The 19,795-nt window shown below is 60.6% G+C and carries 14 protein-coding genes and 2 tRNA genes; 9 read left to right on the top strand and 7 right to left on the bottom strand.

The window, feature by feature from the left end; all coding sequences use genetic code 11:
• Window positions 1-7 precede the first annotated feature (7 nt).
• The 3 genes from AC097W_RS08875 to AC097W_RS08865 all read left to right on the top strand — a co-directional run bounded on the left by AC097W_RS08875 (window position 8) and on the right by AC097W_RS08865 (window position 1,093).
• Window positions 8-832 (top strand): tRNA threonylcarbamoyladenosine dehydratase, encoded by an 825-nt coding sequence (locus AC097W_RS08875; RefSeq protein WP_479602142.1) that lies wholly within the window; start codon window positions 8-10, stop codon window positions 830-832.
• A gap of 46 nt (window positions 833-878) precedes the next feature.
• Window positions 879-954 (top strand) — tRNA-Lys (locus AC097W_RS08870).
• Window positions 955-1,017: 63 nt separating this feature from the next.
• Window positions 1,018-1,093 (top strand) — tRNA-Lys (locus AC097W_RS08865).
• A 210-nt stretch (window positions 1,094-1,303) separates the two neighbouring features.
• Here the strand turns inward: AC097W_RS08865 and AC097W_RS08860 are convergent.
• Genes AC097W_RS08860 through dapC form a run of 6 tightly spaced genes read right to left on the bottom strand, consistent with a single transcriptional unit; the run spans window position 1,304 to window position 8,605 of the window.
• The gene (locus tag AC097W_RS08860) at window positions 1,304-3,247 is read right to left on the bottom strand and encodes an ABC-F family ATP-binding cassette domain-containing protein (protein ID WP_479602141.1); all 1,944 of its coding nucleotides are present in this window, start codon (window positions 3,245-3,247) and stop codon (window positions 1,304-1,306) included.
• Window positions 3,244-4,143, bottom strand: a complete 900-nt coding sequence (gene prmB, locus AC097W_RS08855) for a 50S ribosomal protein L3 N(5)-glutamine methyltransferase (protein ID WP_479602140.1) — start codon at window positions 4,141-4,143, stop codon at window positions 3,244-3,246. The genes AC097W_RS08860 and prmB overlap by 4 nt, the downstream gene beginning before the upstream one ends.
• Window positions 4,140-5,351, bottom strand: a complete 1,212-nt coding sequence (gene dapE / locus AC097W_RS08850; protein ID WP_479602139.1) for a succinyl-diaminopimelate desuccinylase — start codon at window positions 5,349-5,351, stop codon at window positions 4,140-4,142. The genes prmB and dapE overlap by 4 nt, the downstream gene beginning before the upstream one ends.
• Window positions 5,351-6,511 carry a PilT/PilU family type 4a pilus ATPase gene (locus tag AC097W_RS08845; protein ID WP_479602138.1) on the bottom strand — a complete coding sequence of 387 codons (1,161 nt, stop codon included), beginning with the start codon at window positions 6,509-6,511 and terminating at the stop codon, window positions 5,351-5,353. The genes dapE and AC097W_RS08845 overlap by 1 nt, the downstream gene beginning before the upstream one ends.
• 29 nt (window positions 6,512-6,540) lie before the next feature.
• Window positions 6,541-7,365 carry a 2,3,4,5-tetrahydropyridine-2,6-dicarboxylate N-succinyltransferase gene (gene dapD, locus AC097W_RS08840; RefSeq protein ID WP_479602137.1) on the bottom strand — a complete coding sequence of 275 codons (825 nt, stop codon included), beginning with the start codon at window positions 7,363-7,365 and terminating at the stop codon, window positions 6,541-6,543.
• Window positions 7,366-7,387: 22 nt separating this feature from the next.
• Window positions 7,388-8,605 carry a succinyldiaminopimelate transaminase gene (gene dapC / locus AC097W_RS08835; RefSeq protein ID WP_479602136.1) on the bottom strand — a complete coding sequence of 406 codons (1,218 nt, stop codon included), beginning with the start codon at window positions 8,603-8,605 and terminating at the stop codon, window positions 7,388-7,390.
• A 190-nt stretch (window positions 8,606-8,795) separates the two neighbouring features.
• Here dapC and AC097W_RS08830 point away from each other — a divergent pair, with 190 nt between their 5' ends.
• The 6 genes from AC097W_RS08830 to def all read left to right on the top strand — a co-directional run bounded on the left by AC097W_RS08830 (window position 8,796) and on the right by def (window position 17,117).
• Window positions 8,796-9,074 carry an Hpt domain-containing protein gene (locus tag AC097W_RS08830; protein WP_479602135.1) on the top strand — a complete coding sequence of 93 codons (279 nt, stop codon included), beginning with the start codon at window positions 8,796-8,798 and terminating at the stop codon, window positions 9,072-9,074.
• A 329-nt stretch (window positions 9,075-9,403) separates the two neighbouring features.
• Window positions 9,404-9,790 carry a response regulator gene (locus AC097W_RS08825; protein WP_479602134.1) on the top strand — a complete coding sequence of 129 codons (387 nt, stop codon included), beginning with the start codon at window positions 9,404-9,406 and terminating at the stop codon, window positions 9,788-9,790.
• A gap of 86 nt (window positions 9,791-9,876) precedes the next feature.
• Window positions 9,877-13,392 carry a chromosome segregation protein SMC gene (gene smc, locus AC097W_RS08820; protein ID WP_479602133.1) on the top strand — a complete coding sequence of 1,172 codons (3,516 nt, stop codon included), beginning with the start codon at window positions 9,877-9,879 and terminating at the stop codon, window positions 13,390-13,392.
• A 16-nt stretch (window positions 13,393-13,408) separates the two neighbouring features.
• On the top strand, window positions 13,409-14,449 hold the full coding sequence (locus tag AC097W_RS08815; protein WP_479602132.1) for a cell division protein ZipA C-terminal FtsZ-binding domain-containing protein: 1,041 nt from the start codon (window positions 13,409-13,411) through the stop codon (window positions 14,447-14,449).
• Window positions 14,450-14,469: 20 nt separating this feature from the next.
• The gene (ligA, locus tag AC097W_RS08810; RefSeq protein ID WP_479602424.1) at window positions 14,470-16,572 is read left to right on the top strand and encodes an NAD-dependent DNA ligase LigA; all 2,103 of its coding nucleotides are present in this window, start codon (window positions 14,470-14,472) and stop codon (window positions 16,570-16,572) included.
• The gene (gene def / locus AC097W_RS08805; RefSeq protein ID WP_479602131.1) at window positions 16,572-17,117 is read left to right on the top strand and encodes a peptide deformylase; all 546 of its coding nucleotides are present in this window, start codon (window positions 16,572-16,574) and stop codon (window positions 17,115-17,117) included. Before ligA ends, def begins: the two co-directional genes overlap by 1 nt.
• A 46-nt stretch (window positions 17,118-17,163) precedes the next feature.
• On the opposite strand, the gene AC097W_RS08800 is transcribed toward def, so the two are convergent.
• Window positions 17,164-19,779, bottom strand: coding sequence for a [protein-PII] uridylyltransferase (locus AC097W_RS08800; RefSeq protein WP_479602130.1), 2,616 nt, complete (start codon window positions 19,777-19,779; stop codon window positions 17,164-17,166).
• Window positions 19,780-19,795 lie beyond the last annotated feature (16 nt).

Here is a 19,795-nt window from a genome sequence, read left to right as displayed (position 1 = left end):
GTCGCCCTTGACTGACGTTCATGTACGGCTCGGGGAGCCCCTGCCAGAAATTGATGCATCAGCCCTGGAGCGACGCTTCTCCGGACTGGATCGCTTATACGGCGTCGCCGGAGCCAAGGCAGTGCGCGATGCACACGTGGCCATCGCGGGCATTGGCGGTGTAGGGTCATGGGCCGCTGAGGCTTTGGCACGAAGCGGCGTGAGCCAATTGACGCTGATTGATATGGACCATGTGGCTGAGTCCAACATCAATCGACAGGTCCACGCTTTGACATCCACCGTCGGTATGGCAAAGATTGAAGCGATGCGGCAGCGCATCGCGCTCATCAATCCTCATTGCAAGGTGATCTGCATTGACGCGTTTGTGGAGCCAGACAATTGGTTGTCCCTCCTTCCTGCTGGCGTGGATGCGGTCATTGATGCGTGCGATCAGGTTAAGGCGAAGACTGCGATGGCGGACTGGTCGCGGCGCAGCAAGACGCTTTTTATCTGTGTTGGCGCAGCGGGCGGAAAACGCCACGCACACAAGGTCGATATAGCGGACCTGAGTGAAACCACCCATGACCCGCTCCTAGCGCAAGTACGCTACCGGTTGCGCAAGTCACACAATGCTCCACGCGAGGGCAAGAAGATGGCAGTCCAGTGTGTGTTCAGCCGGGAGGCCGTGGCCGCCGCCGATGCATCGTGCGCAATACAAGAAGATAATTCGCTCAACTGTCACGGATACGGTTCGCTGGTAACGGTGACCGCTACATTCGGTTTGTGCGCGGCGGGTTGGGTGATTGATAAAATTTCCAACCGCTCTCAAATCGAGAGCGAAAAAACGCTATAATTTAAAGCTTCGCAGGGTGTAACAAGTAACATTGATATGACCTGTCGGGACGTTAGCTCAGTTGGTAGAGCAGCGGACTTTTAATCCGTTTGTCGTGGGTTCGACCCCCGCACGTCCCACCAGTATTTTGTAAATGCCTGGTACCTCACGGTTCCGGGCATTTTCATTAGTGATCACGATTTTCCGGGATCTTAGCTCAGCTGGTAGAGCAGCGGACTCTTAATCCGTAGGTCGAGAGTTCGAATCTCTCAGATCCCACCAGATGGCCCGAAAGGGTACAAAAAAGCCTGCTACTGAAAAGTGAGCAGGCTTTTTTTTTGGCTCTTGTAGGGCTAACTGCTCAGCAGAACATCAACGCCATGAGTGCAGCATCGTCGGCCCAGTTCAGCAGGGCGTATCCCGCCCACCGGTAGGTGAGCGCAATCGCCTGGTCCATCAGGTATTCAGCGCGCATCCAGTTACTTTCCTGCGTCACGCACCGGTGGTCTCGCTGCGGCTGGACAACTCCAGCCACTGGTCTTCCAGTTGTGCCAGTTCGTCATTGACAAGCTTCAAGCTGCGCCCAATTTCGGCAATCTCCGAGGGGTGCGGATTGGTGGACAAGCGGTCTTCGAGTTGTGCGCCTTCTCCGTTGAGCACCTTCATGCGGGATTCCACATCGTCAAGCGCCTTCTTGGATTTGGGTGAAGTGTCGCCCTTGCCCTTTGATTTAACCGGAGCGGCAACCGCAGCCGGTTTCGCGGGGGCCTTGGCCGCCTCTTTGGCCTCTTCACGCATGCGCTTGGCTTCGTCCAGCAGGTAGCGCTGGTAGTCATCCAGATCGCCATCAAACGGTTCCACACCACCGCGGGACACCATCCAGAATTCGTCGCACACCGAGCGTAAGAGAGCACGGTCGTGGCTGACCAGCATCACGGTGCCTTCAAACTCGTTGAGCGCCATGGCCAGTGCTTCGCGGGTTGCCAAGTCCAGGTGATTGGTTGGCTCATCCAGCAGCAAGAGGTTGGGGCGCTGCCACACAATCATGCACAACACTAGGCGAGCCTTTTCGCCACCGCTCATGCTGCCCACGGCTTGTTTGACCATGTCACCGCCGAAGTTGAAGGTGCCCAGAAAGCTGCGCAAGTCTTGCTCACGGGTTTGCTGGCCGGAAATTTTGCCAGCGGCAGTGACTTCCTTGACCAGGCGAATCATGTGTTCCAGCGGGGTGTCGGCCGGGCGCAGCACGTCCAGCTCTTGCTGGGCGAAGTAGCCAATGTTCAGACCCTTGCCTTCGGTGATTTCGCCGCCGATTTCCTTCAGGTCACGGGCGATGGTTTTGACCAGTGTTGATTTGCCCTGGCCGTTGGCACCCAAAATACCAATACGCTGCCCCGCCAACACCGAGCGGCTCACATTGCGCACGATCACGGTGGGGGGCGTGCCCTCGGGTGCGTCTTCAGGCGGTGGGTAGCCAAAGCTGGCGCCACTCATGGACAACATCGGGTTGGGCAGGTTGGCGGGCTCCTTGAACTCGAAGGTGAAATCTGCATCCGCCAGCAGCGGCGCGATTTTCTCCATGCGGTCCAGCGCCTTGACCCGGCTCTGCGCCTGCTTGGCCTTGCTGGCCTTGGCCTTGAAGCGGGCAATAAACTTTTGCAGGTGGGCGATTTTGTCCTGCTGCTTGGCATAGGCGCCTTGTTGCAGGGCCATCTGCTCGGCGCGCAGGTCTTCAAACTTGCTGTAGTTGCCACCATAGCGCACCAGCTTGCCCGCGTCGATGTGCAGGGTGACGTTGGTCACTGCATCCAGAAACTCGCGGTCATGGCTGATGACCACCATGGTGCCTTCGTACTTTTTCAGCCAGGCCTCCAGCCACACCAAAGCATCCAGGTCCAGGTGATTGGTGGGCTCGTCCAGCAGCAGCAGATCGCTCGGGCACATCAGCGCACGGGCCAGTTGCAAGCGCATGCGCCAGCCGCCCGAGAAGCTGTTGACCGGGTTGTTGAGCTCGCTGCTTTTGAAGCCCAGACCCAGAATCAGCGCTTGCGCGCGGGCGGGGGCATCGTGTGCGCCCGCGTCTTGCAAGGCCATGTAGGCGTGAGCCATGCGGTCGTAGTCGTCGGTGGCTTCAGACGCGGTCACTTCGTCCTGCGCGGCCAGCAGCTGGGTATCGCCATCGACCACAAAGTCGGTAGCGGCCTGATCGGTCTCTGGCATGTCCTGGGCGACCTGGCCCATGCGCCATTGGGTGGGAATGTAGTACTCGCCCCCGTCTTCATGGAGGTTACCGTTGAGCAGTGCAAACAGCGACGATTTGCCCGCACCATTGCGCCCCACCAGACCGACTTTTTCTCCGGGATTGAGGGTGACGGTTGCGCCGTCGAGCAGCACCTTTGCGCCGCGGCGCAAGATGACATTTTTCAGAGTGATCATTTCAAAAGCGCTTCGCGCGTAATTAGCAAGACCTGGTCATCACCAGCGCTGGTTTCCAGCCAGATCACTTCCAGTTTTGGAAATGCGGCTTCAAAGTGTTGGCACTCATTGCCAACCTCCAACACCAGGACTGCGCCTGGTGTCATGTTTTTCGGGGCGTCTTTCAGCAGCGCACGGATAAAGTCCATGCCGTCACTGCCGCCAGCGGTGTTGCCGTCCAGCGCCAGCGCGGGTTCAGCCAAATATTCGGCTGGTAGCGCGGCCATACTCTGGGCATTGACATAGGGCGGGTTGCACAGGATCAGGTCGAACGGCCCGCGCGCTTGCAGCTCGGATGAGCCCAGGCCGTCGGATTCCAGCAAGGTCACGCGGTCCTGCAAACCGTGTCTGTCTACATTGATGCGAGCCACGGCCAGTGCGTCAGCCGACAGGTCGGAGCCTGTTACTTCCACATCGGGGTAGGTCATGGCGGCGAGGATGGCCAGGCTGCCGTTGCCGGTGCAAAGGTCCAGCACGGTATGGGTGGACTCTTTGAGCCAGTAGTCAATGGTGGCGTCGACCAGCAGCTCGGCAATCAGTGAGCGGGGCACGATCACGCGCTCATCCACATAAAACGCCACGCCCTGCAACCAGGCCTCGTTTGTCAGGTAGGCCGCAGGCTTGCGGGTGCTGATGCGCGCTCCTAAAAGCGTAGCTACCCGCGCAGTATCTACGGGGGCTACAGGCTGATTGGCTATGGATTCTTCGCCATCCAGGGCGGAATCCAGTGGCAAGCCCAGGCACCACAGCACCAGCCAGGCGGACTCGTCTTTTGCATTGGTGGTGCCATGACCAAACGACACCCTGGCGTCGGTGAGTTGCTGCGCGCCCGACTCGATCAGTTCAATCAGGGTCATGCACGGGCCTCACGTTCCTGTTGGTCCAGATTTTCCAGCACGCGGCGGTAGATGTTTTTCAGGGGCTCAATGTCCGCCACGGCCACGTACTCATTGATCTTGTGGATGGTGGCGTTGGGCGGTCCCATCTCGATAACCTGCGGGCAGATCTGCGCGATGAAGCGTCCGTCGCTAGTGCCTCCGGTGGTCGAGAGCTGGGTTGTCAAGCCGGTCTCGGCTGCAATCGCGTCGCGCACGGCATCCACCAGCGTACCCGGTGTGGTCAGGAAGGGCAGGCCGCCGACAGTCCAGGTCAGGTCATATTCGAGTTCGTGTTTTTCCAGCACACCGGTCAGGCGCTTTTGCAGTGACTCGGGGGTGGACTCGGTGGAAAAACGGAAGTTGAAGTCGATGACGATAGTGCCGGGAATGACATTGCTGGCACCGGTGCCGCCATGGATATTGCTCACCTGCCAGGTGGTGGGCGGGAAGAAGGCGTTGCCCATGTCCCATTGAATGGTGATCAGCTCAGTCAGCGCAGGCGCCATCAGATGGATGGGGTTTTTGGCCAGGTGCGGGTACGCAATGTGGCCCTGAACGCCTTTGACCGTGAGCTTGCCGCTCATGGTGCCGCGCCGGCCATTTTTGATCATGTCGCCGGTCCGCTCGACCGACGTGGGCTCGCCGACGATGCAATAGTCGAGTGTCTCACCACGCGCTTTCAGTGCATTGCAGACAACAACCGTGCCATCGTTTGCCGGGCCTTCTTCGTCACTGGTCAGCAGCAGGGCGATGTTCAGTCCATGCTGTGGGTTGCTTGCAATGAATTCTTCGATGGCCACGACAAACGCGGCCAGCGAAACTTTCATGTCACTGGCACCACGGCCATACAGCTTGCCATCGCGGTGGCTGGGCGTGAACGGGGCGCTGCGCCATTCGGTCAGGGGCCCCGTCGGCACGACATCGGTGTGGCCGGCAAACACCAGCGTCTTGGGCTGCGCACGCTTTGCTATCGAATCAGTAGCTGCCTGCGCATATTCTACGGGGGCTGCAGCCCGTTTTGCCCATAAATTGGTGACGGAGAAGTCGGCCGGGCCACTGACGATGGTCTCGCAGACGAAGCCTATCGCGGTTAATCGCTGGGCAATCAGGTCCTGGCAGCCGGCGTCGGTGGGGGTGACGGATGCGCGCGCAATCAGCTGCTCAGCCAGGTAAAGCGTTGCACTCATCAATGTTTCACGTCCAGGGTGATCTCGGTAAACGACGCTTCTTCATCTTCTTCCGGCGCCGCCACGGGCTGGGCGGCTTTATGAAAGTCGTTTTGCATGCGCCACATCAGGTTGGTGGGCGAGTCGGCGTGCGCCAGACCTTCCTTGCGGTCCACCTGGCCCTCCACAATCAGGCGCGCTATGTCATGCTCAAAGGACTGGGAGCCCTCAGCCATCGACTTCTCCATGGCTTCCTTGATTCCGGAAAAGTCGCCTTTTTCCATCAACTCCGCAATCAGCTTGGTATTGAGCAAGACCTCTACCGCAGGAACCCGGCTGCCGGTGGTGGAGCGCAGCAAGCGCTGTGACACGACGGCCCGCATGGCTGCGGCCAGGTCGCCCAGCATGCTCTGTCGCACCTCAATGGGGTAGAAGTTCAGAATACGGTTGAGTGCCTGGTAGCTGTTGTTCGCGTGCATGGTTGCCAGGCACAGGTGCCCGGATTGCGCATAGGCAATCGCCGCCGACATGGTTTCGCGATCGCGAATTTCCCCAATCAGGATCACGTCAGGCGCTTGCCGCAACGCGTTCTTCAGCGCCACTTGCAAATTCTCCGTATCGGTGCCGATTTCGCGCTGGTTCACCACGGATTTTTTGTTCTTGAACAAGAACTCAATCGGGTCTTCAATGGTCAGAATGTGGCCTGCCACGTTTTCATTGCGGAAATCGATCATCGAGGCCAGCGTGGTGCTCTTGCCCGCGCCGGTGGCGCCGACCATCAGGATCAGCCCGCGCTTCTCCATGATCAGGTCACCCAGTACCGTGGGAACCGACAGGTTGGCCAGTGGTGGAACCTCCACGGCAATAAAGCGAAACACTGCGGCAATGGTTCCGCGCTGGCGCATGGCGCTGACCCGGAATCGCCCGACACCCTCCAGAGGAAAACCCATATTGAGCTCGCCTGTGGCTTCGAGTTCGGCCATGCGTTCAGCGGGCAGCACTTCAGCCAGCAGGTTGCGGGGCGCATCAGCAGGCAAGGACTGGCTATTGATCGGGACGCACTGGCCGTTGATCTTGATGAGCGCGGGTGAATGTGCCGACAGATAGACATCTGACGCCTTTTTTTCGCTCATGAGGCGAAGAATCCGGTCCATCGTGCCGGGTGCGCTGGTCGTTGCCATAAGTCAGCCTTGCTTGGGGTTCAGGTGAATCAATCGCGCAACAAATCGTTGAGCGAGGTTTTTGCCCGTGTCTGCGCATCCACGCGCTTGACGATGATGGCCGCGTACAGGCTGTATTTGCCACCGTCTTTGGGCAGGGTTCCACTGATCACCACCGAACCCGATGGCACGCGGCCGTAGCTCACGGTGTCTGCGGCGCGATCGTAAATCGGTGTGCTCTGTCCGATGTAAACACCCATGGACAGGACCGAGTTTTCTTCAATAATCACGCCCTCAACCACTTCGGAGCGTGCGCCGATGAAGCAGTTGTCTTCAATGATGGTGGGGTTGGCCTGCATGGGTTCGAGCACGCCGCCAATGCCTACGCCACCCGACAGGTGCACGTTTTTACCGATCTGTGCGCAGGAGCCCACAGCCGCCCAGGTGTCGACCATGGTGCCTTCGTCCACATAGGCACCAATGTTCACAAAACTGGGCATCAAAATCGCACCTTTGGCAACAAAGCTGCCGCGGCGGGCCACAGCCGGTGGTACCACGCGAACGCCGGTGGCGCGCATTTCTTCGGGCGACAGGTCCGCAAACTTGGTTTGCACTTTGTCATAGAAACCCAGTTGGCCCGCCTGGATGATCTCGTTGTCCCGCAGCCGAAAGCTCAACAGCACCGCCTTTTTGATCCACTGGTGAACGGTCCATTGGCCGACCGCTTCGCGGGTGGCGACGCGCAGGCTGCCTTCGTCCAGACCCTGGATCACATGTTCCACGGCTTCTCGTACTTCACTGGAAGCGGATTGCAGAGTGATGTTGGCGCGGTCTTCCCACGCGGCGTCGATGATGGTTTGGAGTTGTTGGCTCATGGGGTTGGGTTTTAGTTGAATTTCAGACTCGGGATTGAACAAACTGGACGATGCGCTGGGCCGCTTCCACGCACTCGGCGGTTTCAGCGACCAATGCCATGCGGATTCGGTTGGCGCCAGGGTTGTGGCCCTGGGCCTCGCGCGCCAGGTAGCTGCCTGGCAAAACAGTAACATTGTAAAGAGCGAGCAGGTCGCGGGCGAAATCGGTGTCACTGCCTTTCACGCCAGCCCATAAATAGAAGCCCGCATCAGGCAGGGCAACATCCAGCACATCCGCCAGAAGGGGTGTCACCTGGGCGAACTTGGCCCGGTACTGTGCACGGTTGTCACGCACGTGCTGTTCGTCATCCCAGGCGGCGATGCTCGCGGCCTGCACGACCGTGCTCATGGCGCTGCCGTGGTAGGTGCGGTACAGCAGGAACTGCTTGACCAATTGGGCGTCGCCCGCAACAAAACCGCTGCGCATGCCGGGCACATTGCTGCGTTTGGACAGGCTGGTGAAAGCCAGCAGGTTCTTGAAGTCGGGGCGGCCCAGGCGCGCAGCAGCTTCCAGCCCTCCTAGCGGCGGCTCTTCCCGGAAGTAGATCTCGCTGTAGCACTCGTCTGACGCAATTACAAAGCCGTATTCATCGCTCAGTGCAAACAGCTTTTGCCATTCCTCCAGCGGCATGACGGCACCAGTGGGGTTGCCGGGGGAGCACACGTAGAGCAGTTGGGTGCGTGCCCAGACCTCGCTGGGTACGCCATCCCAATCCTGCGCAAAGTTGCGTGCCGGGTTGGATGGTACAAAGTAAGGCTCGGCGCCTGCCAGAATGGCCGCACCCTCATAGATCTGGTAGAACGGATTGGGGCAAACGACCAGCACCGGCTCCTTCTTTTCGCTGGCCAGCACGGGGTTGACCACGGTTTGCGCGAAGGCAAAAAGGGCTTCCCGTGTGCCATTGACCGGCAGGATCTGGGTCGCCACATCCAGTGCCAGTCCGTAGCGGCGCTGCAGCCAGCCGGCAATCGACTGGCGCAGCCCCAACTCCCCCGCCGTGGCGGGGTAGGTGGAAAGCCCGCCGTTCGGAGCCATGATGGCATCGCAATAGGCCTGCTTGATCAATGCGGGGGTAGGGTGCCGCGGTTCGCCAATGCCCAGGCTGATGGGGCGGTAAGCGGGGTTGGGGGTGACGGAGGCAAACAGCTGGCGCAGGCGCTCAAACGGGTAAGCCTGCAAGTGGGACAAGTTCGGGTTCATGGGCCACTATTATCCCCGAGCAGTCGCTACACTGTCGGCGGCTGCCGCCTGCGGTATTTTTTGATCGTAATCGTGCCAGGAGCAATGGATGTTGAGCACTTCCCCAGATGGAGATTCACTGATGTACCTGGACGTTCCGCGTGCACTGCGGCAGGTCGGAAACGTTGAGGCTCTGCGGAATATGCTTCCTATGCTTCAAGAGCTCCTGGAGCGGGACGTCCCGCAGATCGCCCATCTTCTGGACACCGAAGACGCCACCGGGGCCAGCCGATTGCTGCATTCATTGAAGGGATGCATGCCCATTTTTTGTACTCCCACCCTGTGCGAGCACCTGGAAAAGGTGGAGCAATTGAGTAAATCTGGCGTTGCACTGGAGGTGGGGCGGGCCTACTCGGCGCTCATGCCCCAGTTGCAGGCGTTGCAGCTTGAGATTGACCGGTATCTGGCGTTGCTGCCTGCAAACGAATGACTGCTGCGCCGGGCAATCGTGTTATTTCTTTGTTTTGCGCGCCGCTTTCTTGGGCGCTTCTGTCGCAGACGGCTTCGCTTGGTCGCCGATGACGCCTTTGAGTGGGCAAATCTTGAAAGCCGCGCATTTTGCGCAGCCGGTTACGACCGCGATCGGACACAGTGTCATAGGGATTTCCTCGAAGTCGCCAAAGGGAAGCAGTATGCGCGAACCCGCCGGCGAGTCGGCAGATTTTCCGTAATAGACTTGGCGGGTGGGACCGTGTGTCAATTGCCGACACTGAGTTTTTTCAGGCACGCTGGCTATTTGCATTGGGATGGAGTGTTGACGTGGATATAAAAAGAGCGCGAATCATGGTGATTGAGGATGAGCGCGTCATGAGTGCTTTCATTTTGGGCACCCTGAGGCGTATTGGCATCCTGGATCTCTTTGCCTACGAAGACGGTGCCGCTGCGTTGCGGGAAGTCGCCAAAGTCAAGCCCGATCTGATACTGACCGACATCCACATGCTACCCATGGGCGGCATTGATTTCGTCAGGCAAATGCGCGCACTGTCGAACAATCAGATCAGCAACATCCCGGTGATTTTTTTGAGCGCCGACTCCAGCAAGGCCACCGTCGGTGAAGCCGTGCCGCTAGGGGTGTCCGGCTATCTCGTCAAACCGCCCTCGCTGGAGGCACTGGCGCACAAAATCGAAGTGGCGCTGCGTAACTGAGTGAGGTGCTTGTGATGCGCGCCGCCAAGGCAGGCTTGACGACCGCACACGGTATCATCGACCGTTCTGCCTAATTTCTTTCTTTCGTGCGTCTCAATTCCATCAAGTTATCCGGGTTCAAATCGTTCGCCGAGCCCACCAACTTCCTGTTGCCGGGCCAACTGGTCGGCGTGGTGGGGCCCAACGGATGCGGCAAATCCAACATCATGGATGCGGTGCGATGGGTGCTGGGCGAGAGCCGTGCCAGCGAACTGCGCGGCGAATCCATGCAGGATGTGATTTTCAACGGCACGAACACGCGTAAACCCGCCAGCCGCGCGAGCGTAGAGCTGATATTTGACAACGCAGACCATCGCGCCGGCGGCCAATGGGGCCAGTTTGGCGAGATTGCGGTCAAGCGCGTGCTCACCCGTGACGGCACCTCCAGCTATTTCATCAACAACCAGCCAGTGCGCCGCCGGGACGTGCAGGACGTGTTCTTGGGTACGGGCTTGGGCCCACGCGCTTACGCCATCATCGGTCAGGGCACCATCAGCCGGATTATTGAGTCCAAGCCCGAGGAGTTGCGCCTGTTTCTGGAAGAGGCGGCCGGGGTTTCCAAATACAAAGAGCGTCGGCGGGAGACCGAAAACCGCTTGTCGGACACCCGCGAGAACCTCACGCGCGTCGAGGACATCCTGCGCGAACTCAATGCCAATCTCGAAAAGCTCGAAAAGCAGGCCGAGGTGGCCCTCAAATACAACACCTTGCAGGCGGATGTCAGCCTCAAGCAGCAGCAGCAATGGTTCTTGAAGCGCGCCGAGGCGCTGGCGGACCAGTCCAAGGTCAAAGCAGATGCGCAGGGCGCGGTCAATGCGCTCGAAAGCCGCATGGCGGATCTGCGCCATATTGAGTCCGATCTCGAAACCGTGCGCCAGGCCCACTACGCAGCGGGTGACCAGGTCAACCAGGCCCAGGGGCTGCTCTATGAGGCCAGCACCGACGTGGGCCGTTTGGAGGCCGAGATCCGCTTCGTGGTCGAGGGGCGGCAACGCGTCGAACAGCGCCTTGTGACCTTGCAGGAGCAAGTCGGGCAGTGGGCCACGCGCAAGGACGATGCACTGGGTGAGATTGAGCGACTGGCCGAACTGGCCTTGTTGGGCGACGAGCAAACCGAACTGCTGGCCGCGCAGGTGGAAGAGCAGGCGCAGCAATTGCCTGACCTGGAGGACGCGTTGACTGCGGCGCAAACCGCAGCCAATGACCAGCGTGGCAGCGTGATGCAGGTACAGCAGCAGATTCAGGTGCTGGCTGCCGAGCAGCGCAGCATCGAGGAGCAGTCTCGCCAGGTCTCCACGCGTGCCGAGCGGTTGGCCACTGACCGCAATGCACTGGCTGCACCCGACGAGGCGCGGCTGCAAAACCTGCAGATGCAACTGGAGGCAGCACAGGAGTCTGCCGCGATAGCCGATGGCCGCCTGCAAGAGTTGCAGGAGCAGGTGCCGCAGCGCGACGAGGCCCGGCGTACCCAGCAGCAGCGGGTCAACGCCGAATCCTCCCGTCAGGCCGACTTGTCTGCGCGTCTGGAGGCGCTCAAGGCGTTGCAGGAAAAAGTCAAGACCGACGGCAAACTGCAACCCTGGCTGGCCCGGCATGGGCTCGACAGTTTGCAGGGTTTGTGGAGTCGTATCCACATTGAACAAGGCTGGGAAAATGCCCTGGAGGGCGCGCTGCGCGAGCGGCTTTCGGCTTTGGAGGTGTCCCGTCTGGAAATGGTGCGCGCCTTCGCCAACGACGCACCGCCGGCCAAGCTGGCGTTTTTCAGTCCGCCACTTGCCGCGGTGCCTGAACGCACTGCCGCCTTGCCCCGCTTGTCCGATCTGTTGCGCCTGAACGATGCAGGTCAAAAGGCTGTGCTAATGGATTGGCTGCAGGGCTGTTTCACGGCGTCCAGTTTCGAGGACGCGCTGGCCCAGCGCGGCCAGCTGCAGCCTGGCGAGAGTATTTACGTCAAATCGGGCCATGTGGTCACCGCGCACAGCGTGAGTTTTTACGCGCAGGACTCCGAGCAGGCCGGTCTGCTGGCACGCGCGCAGGAAATCGAAAATACCGAGAAGGAACTGCGCGCCCAGGTCATGATTTCGGACGAAGCCCGCGCCGCACTGGTACGCGCAGAAGCCGCCTATGCCGACGCTTCACAGCGCCTGGTCAGTGTGCGTCGCGAGGCAACCGAGGCACAAACCCAGTCACATACCCTGCAGGTTGAAACCTTGCGCCTGTCGCAATTGGCCGAACAGGCGCGTGCGCGCAGTGCGCAAATTGAGGCGGATCTGGCCGAGGTGAATGCCCAGCTGGACGATCTGCAGGAGCGCCGGGAGACCGCTGAAGGCCGGTTTGAGTCGCTGGACATGCAGTTGGCCGACAACCAGGAGCGCCATGCGCAACTGGATGAGCGGGTCATTGAAGTCCAGCGCAAGCTGACCCAGTGCCGCGAGCAGCAGCGCAGCCTGGAGCGCCAGGCGCAGGAGGCCACCTTTGCACAGCGCAGCCTGCAGGCGCGCAACGCCGAGCTGGCCCGTACGATTGACACCGCCACCCAGCAAACCGACTCCATCCATGCCGAGCTGCAGCGCGCCCAAGACGAGTTGACCCGCCTGACCGACGCGGCAGCACAAGCGGGACTTCAAAACGCCTTGGCCCTCAAACTCGACCGCGAGCAGGCTTTGGGCGCCCGGCGCAGCGAATACGACGACCTCACCGCCAAGCTGCGCGCCAGCGACGAGCGGCGCATGCAACTGGAGCGCGAGCTCGATCCGCTGCGCCAGCGCATCACCGAATTCCAGCTCAAGGAACAGGCTGCGCGCCTGGGCTTTGAACAATACGAAGCCCAATTGATAGATGCCCAAGCCGACCTGGAGGCCGTGGAGCGCTCCATACTGGCAGGTAACGTGCGCCTGGTTGGCATGCAAGGCGAGATTGACCGCCTGCACCGCGAGATTGCCGCCCTGGGCGCGGTCAATCTGGCTGCGCTGGACGAACTGGCTTCAGCGCGCGAGCGCAAGCAGTTTCTGGATGCCCAGAACACCGATCTGGCACAGGCCATGGAAACGCTGGAAGATGCCATTCGCAAAATCGACGCGGAAACGCGCGAAATGCTCTCCGGCACCTTTGACCAGGTGAACCACCACTTTGGCTTGATGTTCCCCGAGTTGTTTGGTGGGGGTAACGCGCGGCTGGTGATCACCGGTGATGAAATTCTGGACTCCGGTGTGCAGGTGATTGCGCAGCCGCCGGGCAAAAAGAACCAGACCATTCATTTGCTGTCGGGTGGCGAGAAGGCTCTGACGGCCATTGCCTTGGTGTTTGCGATCTTTCAGCTCAACCCGGCGCCGTTTTGTCTGCTCGATGAGGTGGATGCGCCGTTGGACGACGCCAACACCGAGCGCTATGCCAAACTGGTTTCCAGCATGAGCAAGGGAACCCAATTCCTTTTCATCAGTCACAACAAGATTGCGATGGAAATGGCCGAACAACTCATTGGCGTGACCATGCAGGAGCAAGGCGTTTCGCGCATTGTTGCCGTGGACATGGAGTCCGCCATCACACTGGCTGAGCTGGCCTGATGGATCGACGAAAAGCATGAGTAATTTACAGATTGGTTTGGCGGTTGCGGGTGGAGTGATCCTGGCCGCTGTGGTCGCCCACGGTGCCTGGAGCGCGCGCAAAAACGCGCCCAGGCAGGCTCTGCCAGAGGCTGGCTCCGACGGACTTCCCGTGGCAGGCCGGGAGCCGACCCTGACGGAGCCGGAACTCGATACCAACCCCTTTCCGTTGCCAGCAGTCGCCCGGCGTCCCGTCATGGATTCGTTGATTGATGTAATTGCCACCATTGCGCTGGATGGCCCGGCGACCGCCGTGTCCGGTGAGGCCGCACTGGCCGCCCTGCCCGCCACACGGCGGGCGGGCAGCAAGCCGTTTGCGATTGAAGGCTACAACCTGCAGTCGCTGGTATGGGAGCCACCGGCGGCGGGGCAGCGTTACGGTGGTTTTCAGGCCGGAGTGCAGTTGGCCAACCGGTCTGGCGCGCTCAATGAGATCGAGTATTCCGAGTTTGTCGTCAAGACGCAGGCGTTTGCCGACACCATCAATGGCACGCCTGAGTTTCCTGAAATGCGGGACGAAGTGGCCAGGGCGCGCGAGCTGGACCAGTTCGCCAGCGCACACGATGCCCAATTGGGATTCACCATCCGGGCTCGCAATGCGTCGTGGAGCCCGGGCTACATTGCGCAAAACGCATCGCGTCTCGGGTTTGTTGCGGGTGTGATTCCGGGGCGGATGGTGCTGCCCGCAAGCGCGGAGGGCATGGCGCCGCTGCTGGTTTTGAGCTTTGATTCCCAGGCTGCCCTGGCAGAAGACCCGGCACAGTCGGCCATCCGGGAGCTGTCGCTGCACCTGGACGTACCCCAGGTGGAGCGCGGCGAACAACCCTTTGAGCGCATGCGCGAAGCAGCCATGGCTCTGGCGCAAACCATGGACGGCGTGGTGACGGATGACAATGGCCAGCCACTGGCTCCACAGACCATGGATGTGATTGGCACCGAATTGCAATCGCTTTACGACATGCTCGAACAACGGGATCTGGCAGCGGGCTCGCTGCTGGCGCGTCGCCTGTTTTCCTGAGCGATCGGCGGGGTCGAATGATGGCCAATCTGGATTTGTTCTCAGCAGCGGAGGCGGACGCTGAGAAACCCTCTGACGAACAGCGAATGGAAGAATTGAGCCGTTTGCTACATGGGTATGCCCATCAGTACTACGTTCAGGATGCGCCCTCGGTTCCCGATGCGGAATACGACCGCTTGTTCCAGGAACTGCAGGCTCTGGAAGCAGCGCATCCCGAGTGGGTGGCGGCGGATTCACCCACACAGCGGGTGGGTGGCAAACCGCTGGACCAGTTCGCACCAGTGCGTCATGCGGTACCCATGCTCAGCATCCGCACCGAGACCGATACCGAAGCCACCGGGGCCCACAATTTTGACACCCGGGTCCGCAAAGAGCTGGGTCTGACTGAAGCCGATCCGCCTGTGGAGTATGTGGTCGAACTCAAATTTGACGGCCTGGCCATGAACCTGCGTTACGAGCACGGCGTGTTGGTGCAGGCAGCCACCCGCGGAGACGGGGAATATGGAGAGGATGTAACGCAGAACATCCGCACCATTGGCCAGATTCCTCTGCGCTTGCCCGCCGGTGCACCTCCAGTGCTTGAAGTGCGGGGCGAGGTCTACATGCGGCGCGATGATTTCGAAGCCTTGAACGAGCGCCAGCGCCAGCGCATTGCACAGGGCGAAAAAGGGGAGAAAACCTTTGTGAACCCGCGCAATGCGGCCGCCGGTGCGGTGCGCCAGCTCGATCCCCGCATTGCTGCACAACGACCCTTGAGCTTTTTTGCCTATGGCGTGGGCGAAGTCACACCGGTAGAGCAGGGCGGGCCCGCCTTTGAGACCCATTACGGGCTGCTGCAAACCCTGAAATCATGGGGTTTTCCGGTCGCAGCCCAGGTGGGAATTGCGCAGGGTGCTCCTGAATTGATAGCGTATCACCAGCGCATGGGACGTGAGCGTGACCAGCTGCCCTACGACATTGACGGCGTGGTCTACAAGGTCAACAGCCTGGCCCTGCAGCAAAACATGGGTTTTGTGACCCGCGAACCGCGTTGGGCCGTGGCGCACAAATACCCTGCGCAGGAACAGCTCACCACGGTGCTGGGCATTGACGTGCAGGTGGGGCGCACCGGCAAGCTCACCCCGGTGGCCAAGTTGGCCCCGGTTTTTGTTGGCGGTGTGACCGTGACCAATGCCACACTGCACAACGAAGACGAAGCCCGCCGCAAGGACGTGCGGGTGGGCGACACCGTCATCGTGCGTCGGGCGGGCGATGTGATTCCCGAAGTGGTGTCGGTGCTGGTGGAAAAGCGCGTGTCCGATGCCCCGGTGTTCACCATGCCCCGCATCTGCCCGGTGTGCGGATCAGTCGCAGTGCGCGAAGAGGGCGAGGCAGACTACCGCTGCACCGGTGGGCTGTTTTGCAGCGCCCAGCGCAAACAGGCCATCCTGCACTTTGCGCAGCGCCGCGCCGTGGAGGTGGAGGGCCTGGGTGACAAACTGGTCGACCAGCTGGTAGAAGCGGGCATTGTCAACACCCTGCCTGATCTGTACCGCCTGGGCCTGGTGGCGTTGGCGGGCTTGGACCGAATGGCCGACAAGTCCGCACAGAACCTGCTGGAGGCGCTACAAAAATCGAAGCAAACGACGCTGCCGCGTTTCCTGTTCGGCCTGGGCATTCGCCATGTGGGCGAGGCCACGGCCAAAGCATTGGCAAAGCATTTCGGAAAGCTTGACGCCATCATGGACGCGTCAGCAGAGCAGTTGCTGGCGGTAGCCGACGTGGGGCCCATCGTGGCGGAGAGTCTGCGCACCTTCTTCGAGCAGCCGCACAACCGCGAGGTGGTGGAGCAATTGCGCGCCTGTGGCGTCACGTGGGAAGAGGGCGAACCTGCAGCCCAGACCCCCAAGCCACTGGCCGGTAAAACCTTTGTGATTACCGGCACCTTGCCCACCCTGAGCCGCGATGACGCCAAAGACCGGCTCGAAGCCGCGGGTGCCAAGGTGGCTGGCTCCGTCAGCAAGAAAACGGATTACCTGCTGGCCGGGGCAGAGGCCGGCAGCAAGCTCACCAAGGCGCAGGAACTGGGTGTGGCGGTTATTGACGAGGCGGCGATGATCGCCTTGCTGGAAGGAAACAACTGATGGCTGTACATGACATTCTCAAAATGGGTGATGCGCGCCTGCTGCGCGTCGCGCAGCCGGTGCCCGAGATCGACTTTGATTCCGATGCCCTGCACCTGCTCATCAGCGATCTGCTGGACACCATGCGCGCCGTCAATGGCGCGGGCCTGGCAGCCCCGCAAATTGGCGTCGATCTGCAGCTGGTGATCTTTGGCTCCAACGATTTAAATCCGCGCTACCCCGACCGCCCGCAGGTGCCCCCCACGGTGCTGATCAACCCGGTGATCACCCCCTTGAGCGCGGCCGAGGAAGACGATTGGGAAGGCTGCCTGTCCGTCCCCGGCCTGCGGGGTGTGGTGCCGCGCTGGTCCCAGATTCGGTACACCGGTTTCGATCAATACGGAGACCCCATTGACCGCACGGTAGACGGTTTCCACGCCCGCGTGGTGCAGCATGAGTGCGACCACCTGATTGGCAAGCTGTACCCGATGCGTGTGCGCGACTTCTCGAAGTTTGGCTACACCGAAGTGCTGTTTCCGGATATTGATGCCGCCGAAGATGATTGAGAGCGATTTGGGGCGCTAGCCCCCGTGGAATAAGCGCGGGCAGCTATTATTTTGATAGCTCTTCCAGCAACTCCGTTTCGATTTCAATTTGCTTTCGGTTGTGCTGCAGTTCGGGGCCGTCAATCAGGAAGGTGTCATCGACGCGCTCGCCCAGCGTGGCCACTTTGGCCAGTTGCAGGTTGATCTGGTGTTTGGCCAGTACACGGGCCACGCTGTAGAGCAGGCCCACGCGGTCGCTGGCAGAAATGTTCAACAACCAGCGTTGCCCTTTTTCATCAGGGCTCAAGGTCACGCGAGGCGCAATCGGAAAGCTCTTGACCCGGCGCGACACACGACCTCGACCGGGCGCGGGCAGGGGGCCGGCATCCGTGATGGCTTTGGCAAGACCATTTTCGATCATGCTGGTGATTTCACGGTATTCGTCCGGGCTGGAGGCGGTCACCACCTGAAAGGTATCCAGCGCATAGCCATTTTTGGCGGTGTGGATGCGGGCATCCAGAATGCTGAAACCGTTCAGGTCGAAATAGCCACAGATGCGGGCAAACAGGTCGGGTTGATCTGGCGTGTAGACCAGCACCTGCAGTCCCTCGCCCGCCGGTGAACGGCGTGCACGAACGATGACCTTGCTGGAGCCCACCAGGCGCGACAGTTGCCGGGTGTGCCAGGCAATATCGACCGCGTCATGGCGCATGAAGTAGCCCACATCCAGCGTGTCCCAGAGCGGCTTGTGGGCCTCAAAGGGCAGCGAGTGCATGGCCACCAGAACCAGGGCTTCGCGCTTGCGGGCCTCGACCTCGGCGTCCGGGTCCGGGGCACGTCCACCCAGAGCCCGGGTGGTGTAGCGGTACAGGTCTTCCAGCAGTTTTCCCTTCCAGGCATTCCACACCTTGGGGGAGGTGCCGCGGATGTCTGCGACGGTCAGCAGGTACAGGGCGGTGAGTTTGCGTTCGGTGCCGACGCGTTTGGCAAAGTCGGCAATCACCTGGGGGTCGCTCAGGTCCGACTTCTGGGCAATGCGGCTCATGGTGAGGTGCTCGTGCACCACAAATTCGATCAACTCGGAGTCTTCGCGCGGAAATCCGTGCTGTTTGCAGAACCGCCGCACTTCCATGGCTCCGAGGTCGGAGTGGTCGCCACCGCGTCCTTTGGCGATGTCGTGGAACAGCGCCGCGATGTACAGCAGCCAGGGCTTGTCCCAGCCCGCCGCCAGTTGCGAGCAGAACGGGTACTCGTGTGCATGCTCCACAATGAAAAAACGGCGCACGTTGCGCAGCACCATCAGGATGTGCTGGTCGACCGTGTAGACATGGAAAAGGTCGTGCTGCATTTGCCCCACGATCTTGCGAAACACCCACAGGTAGCGTCCCAGAATCGAGGTCTGGTTCATCAGCCGCATGGCATGCGTTGTGCCCTCGGGTGCCATGAGGATTTTGCGAAACGTGTCGCGGTTGACCGGGTCATTGCGGAACCGGGCATCCATCAGGTCTCGGGCGTTGTACAGGGCACGCAGTGTGCGTGCCGACAGGCCCTTGAGCCCTACGGTTTGCTGGTAGACCAGAAAGGTCTCCAGAATGGCGTGGGGCTCGCGCGTGTACAGGTCGTCACTCGCCACATCAATCATCCCCGCCTTGTCATTGAAATGGTCGTTGATGCGCCGGGGCTCGTGGGTGGAGGGATTGAGCCGCTCTTCAATGTTGAGCAACAAGACCTGGTTGAGCTGGGCGACGGCCTTGGCGGCCCAGTAATATCGCTTCATCAGCGCTTCGCTGGCGCGGACAAACGTTTTCGGGTCGGCACCGGGCGGCTGGTCACCATACCCAAAGGATTCCGCCACGGCATTTTGCATGTCGAAAACCAGGCGGTCTTCGCGCCGGTTGGCAATCAGGTGCAGACGGGCGCGTATCAGCCACAGCAGGGACTCATTGCGCTGAATCTGCTTCACCTCAAACGGCGTTGCCAGCCCGTTGGCAGCCAGCTCCTTCCAGTTGTTTCCGTAGCCTGCGGCTTTGGCCACCCACAGAATGACCTGCAAGTCGCGCAGCCCACCGGGGGACTCCTTGCAGTTGGGCTCCAGCGAATAGGGCGTGTTGTCAAATTTGGTGTGGCGCTGGCGCAGCTCCAGGGTCTTTGCCACAAAAAAGGCGCGGGGGTCCATGGCCGCGAAGAAGGCTGTTTGAAACTGCTTCATCAAGGCGCCGTTGCCAGTGATCAGCCGGCATTCCAGCATCGCGGTTTGTACCGTAACGTCTTTTTCGGACTCCGCAAGGCAACTGCTCAGGGTGCGCACGCTGGAGCCAATCTCCAGCCCGGCATCCCAGCAGCTACCGATGAAGGCTTCGATCTGGCTCTTGAGCGCGGCGTCTTCCTCGGGCGCAAACGCATCGGGCAGCAGCACGAGCACATCCACATCGGAGTAGGGAAACAACTCCCCGCGGCCAAATCCACCGACGGCCAGCAAGGCGAAGGGGGACTGCAGGCCCGCGTGGTCCCACAGCTTTCGGAGCAAGCCATCGGCCAGCTGTGCCAGGCGGTGCAGCGCCTTGCGAACATCGCGCGCGTTGGCCGTTCGCTGGCCAATCGCTTGCAACAGCAGTCCTTTTTGGCTGCGGTACTCCGCTCGCAGCGCAGGCAGGTCAACCCCGTGAGGGGACACTTCGCTCACCAGGTGCCTGCCGGGT

Source organism: Rhodoferax sp. GT1R46 (genome assembly GCF_056521285.1).
This window is presented reverse-complemented; position numbering and strand designations above follow the sequence as displayed.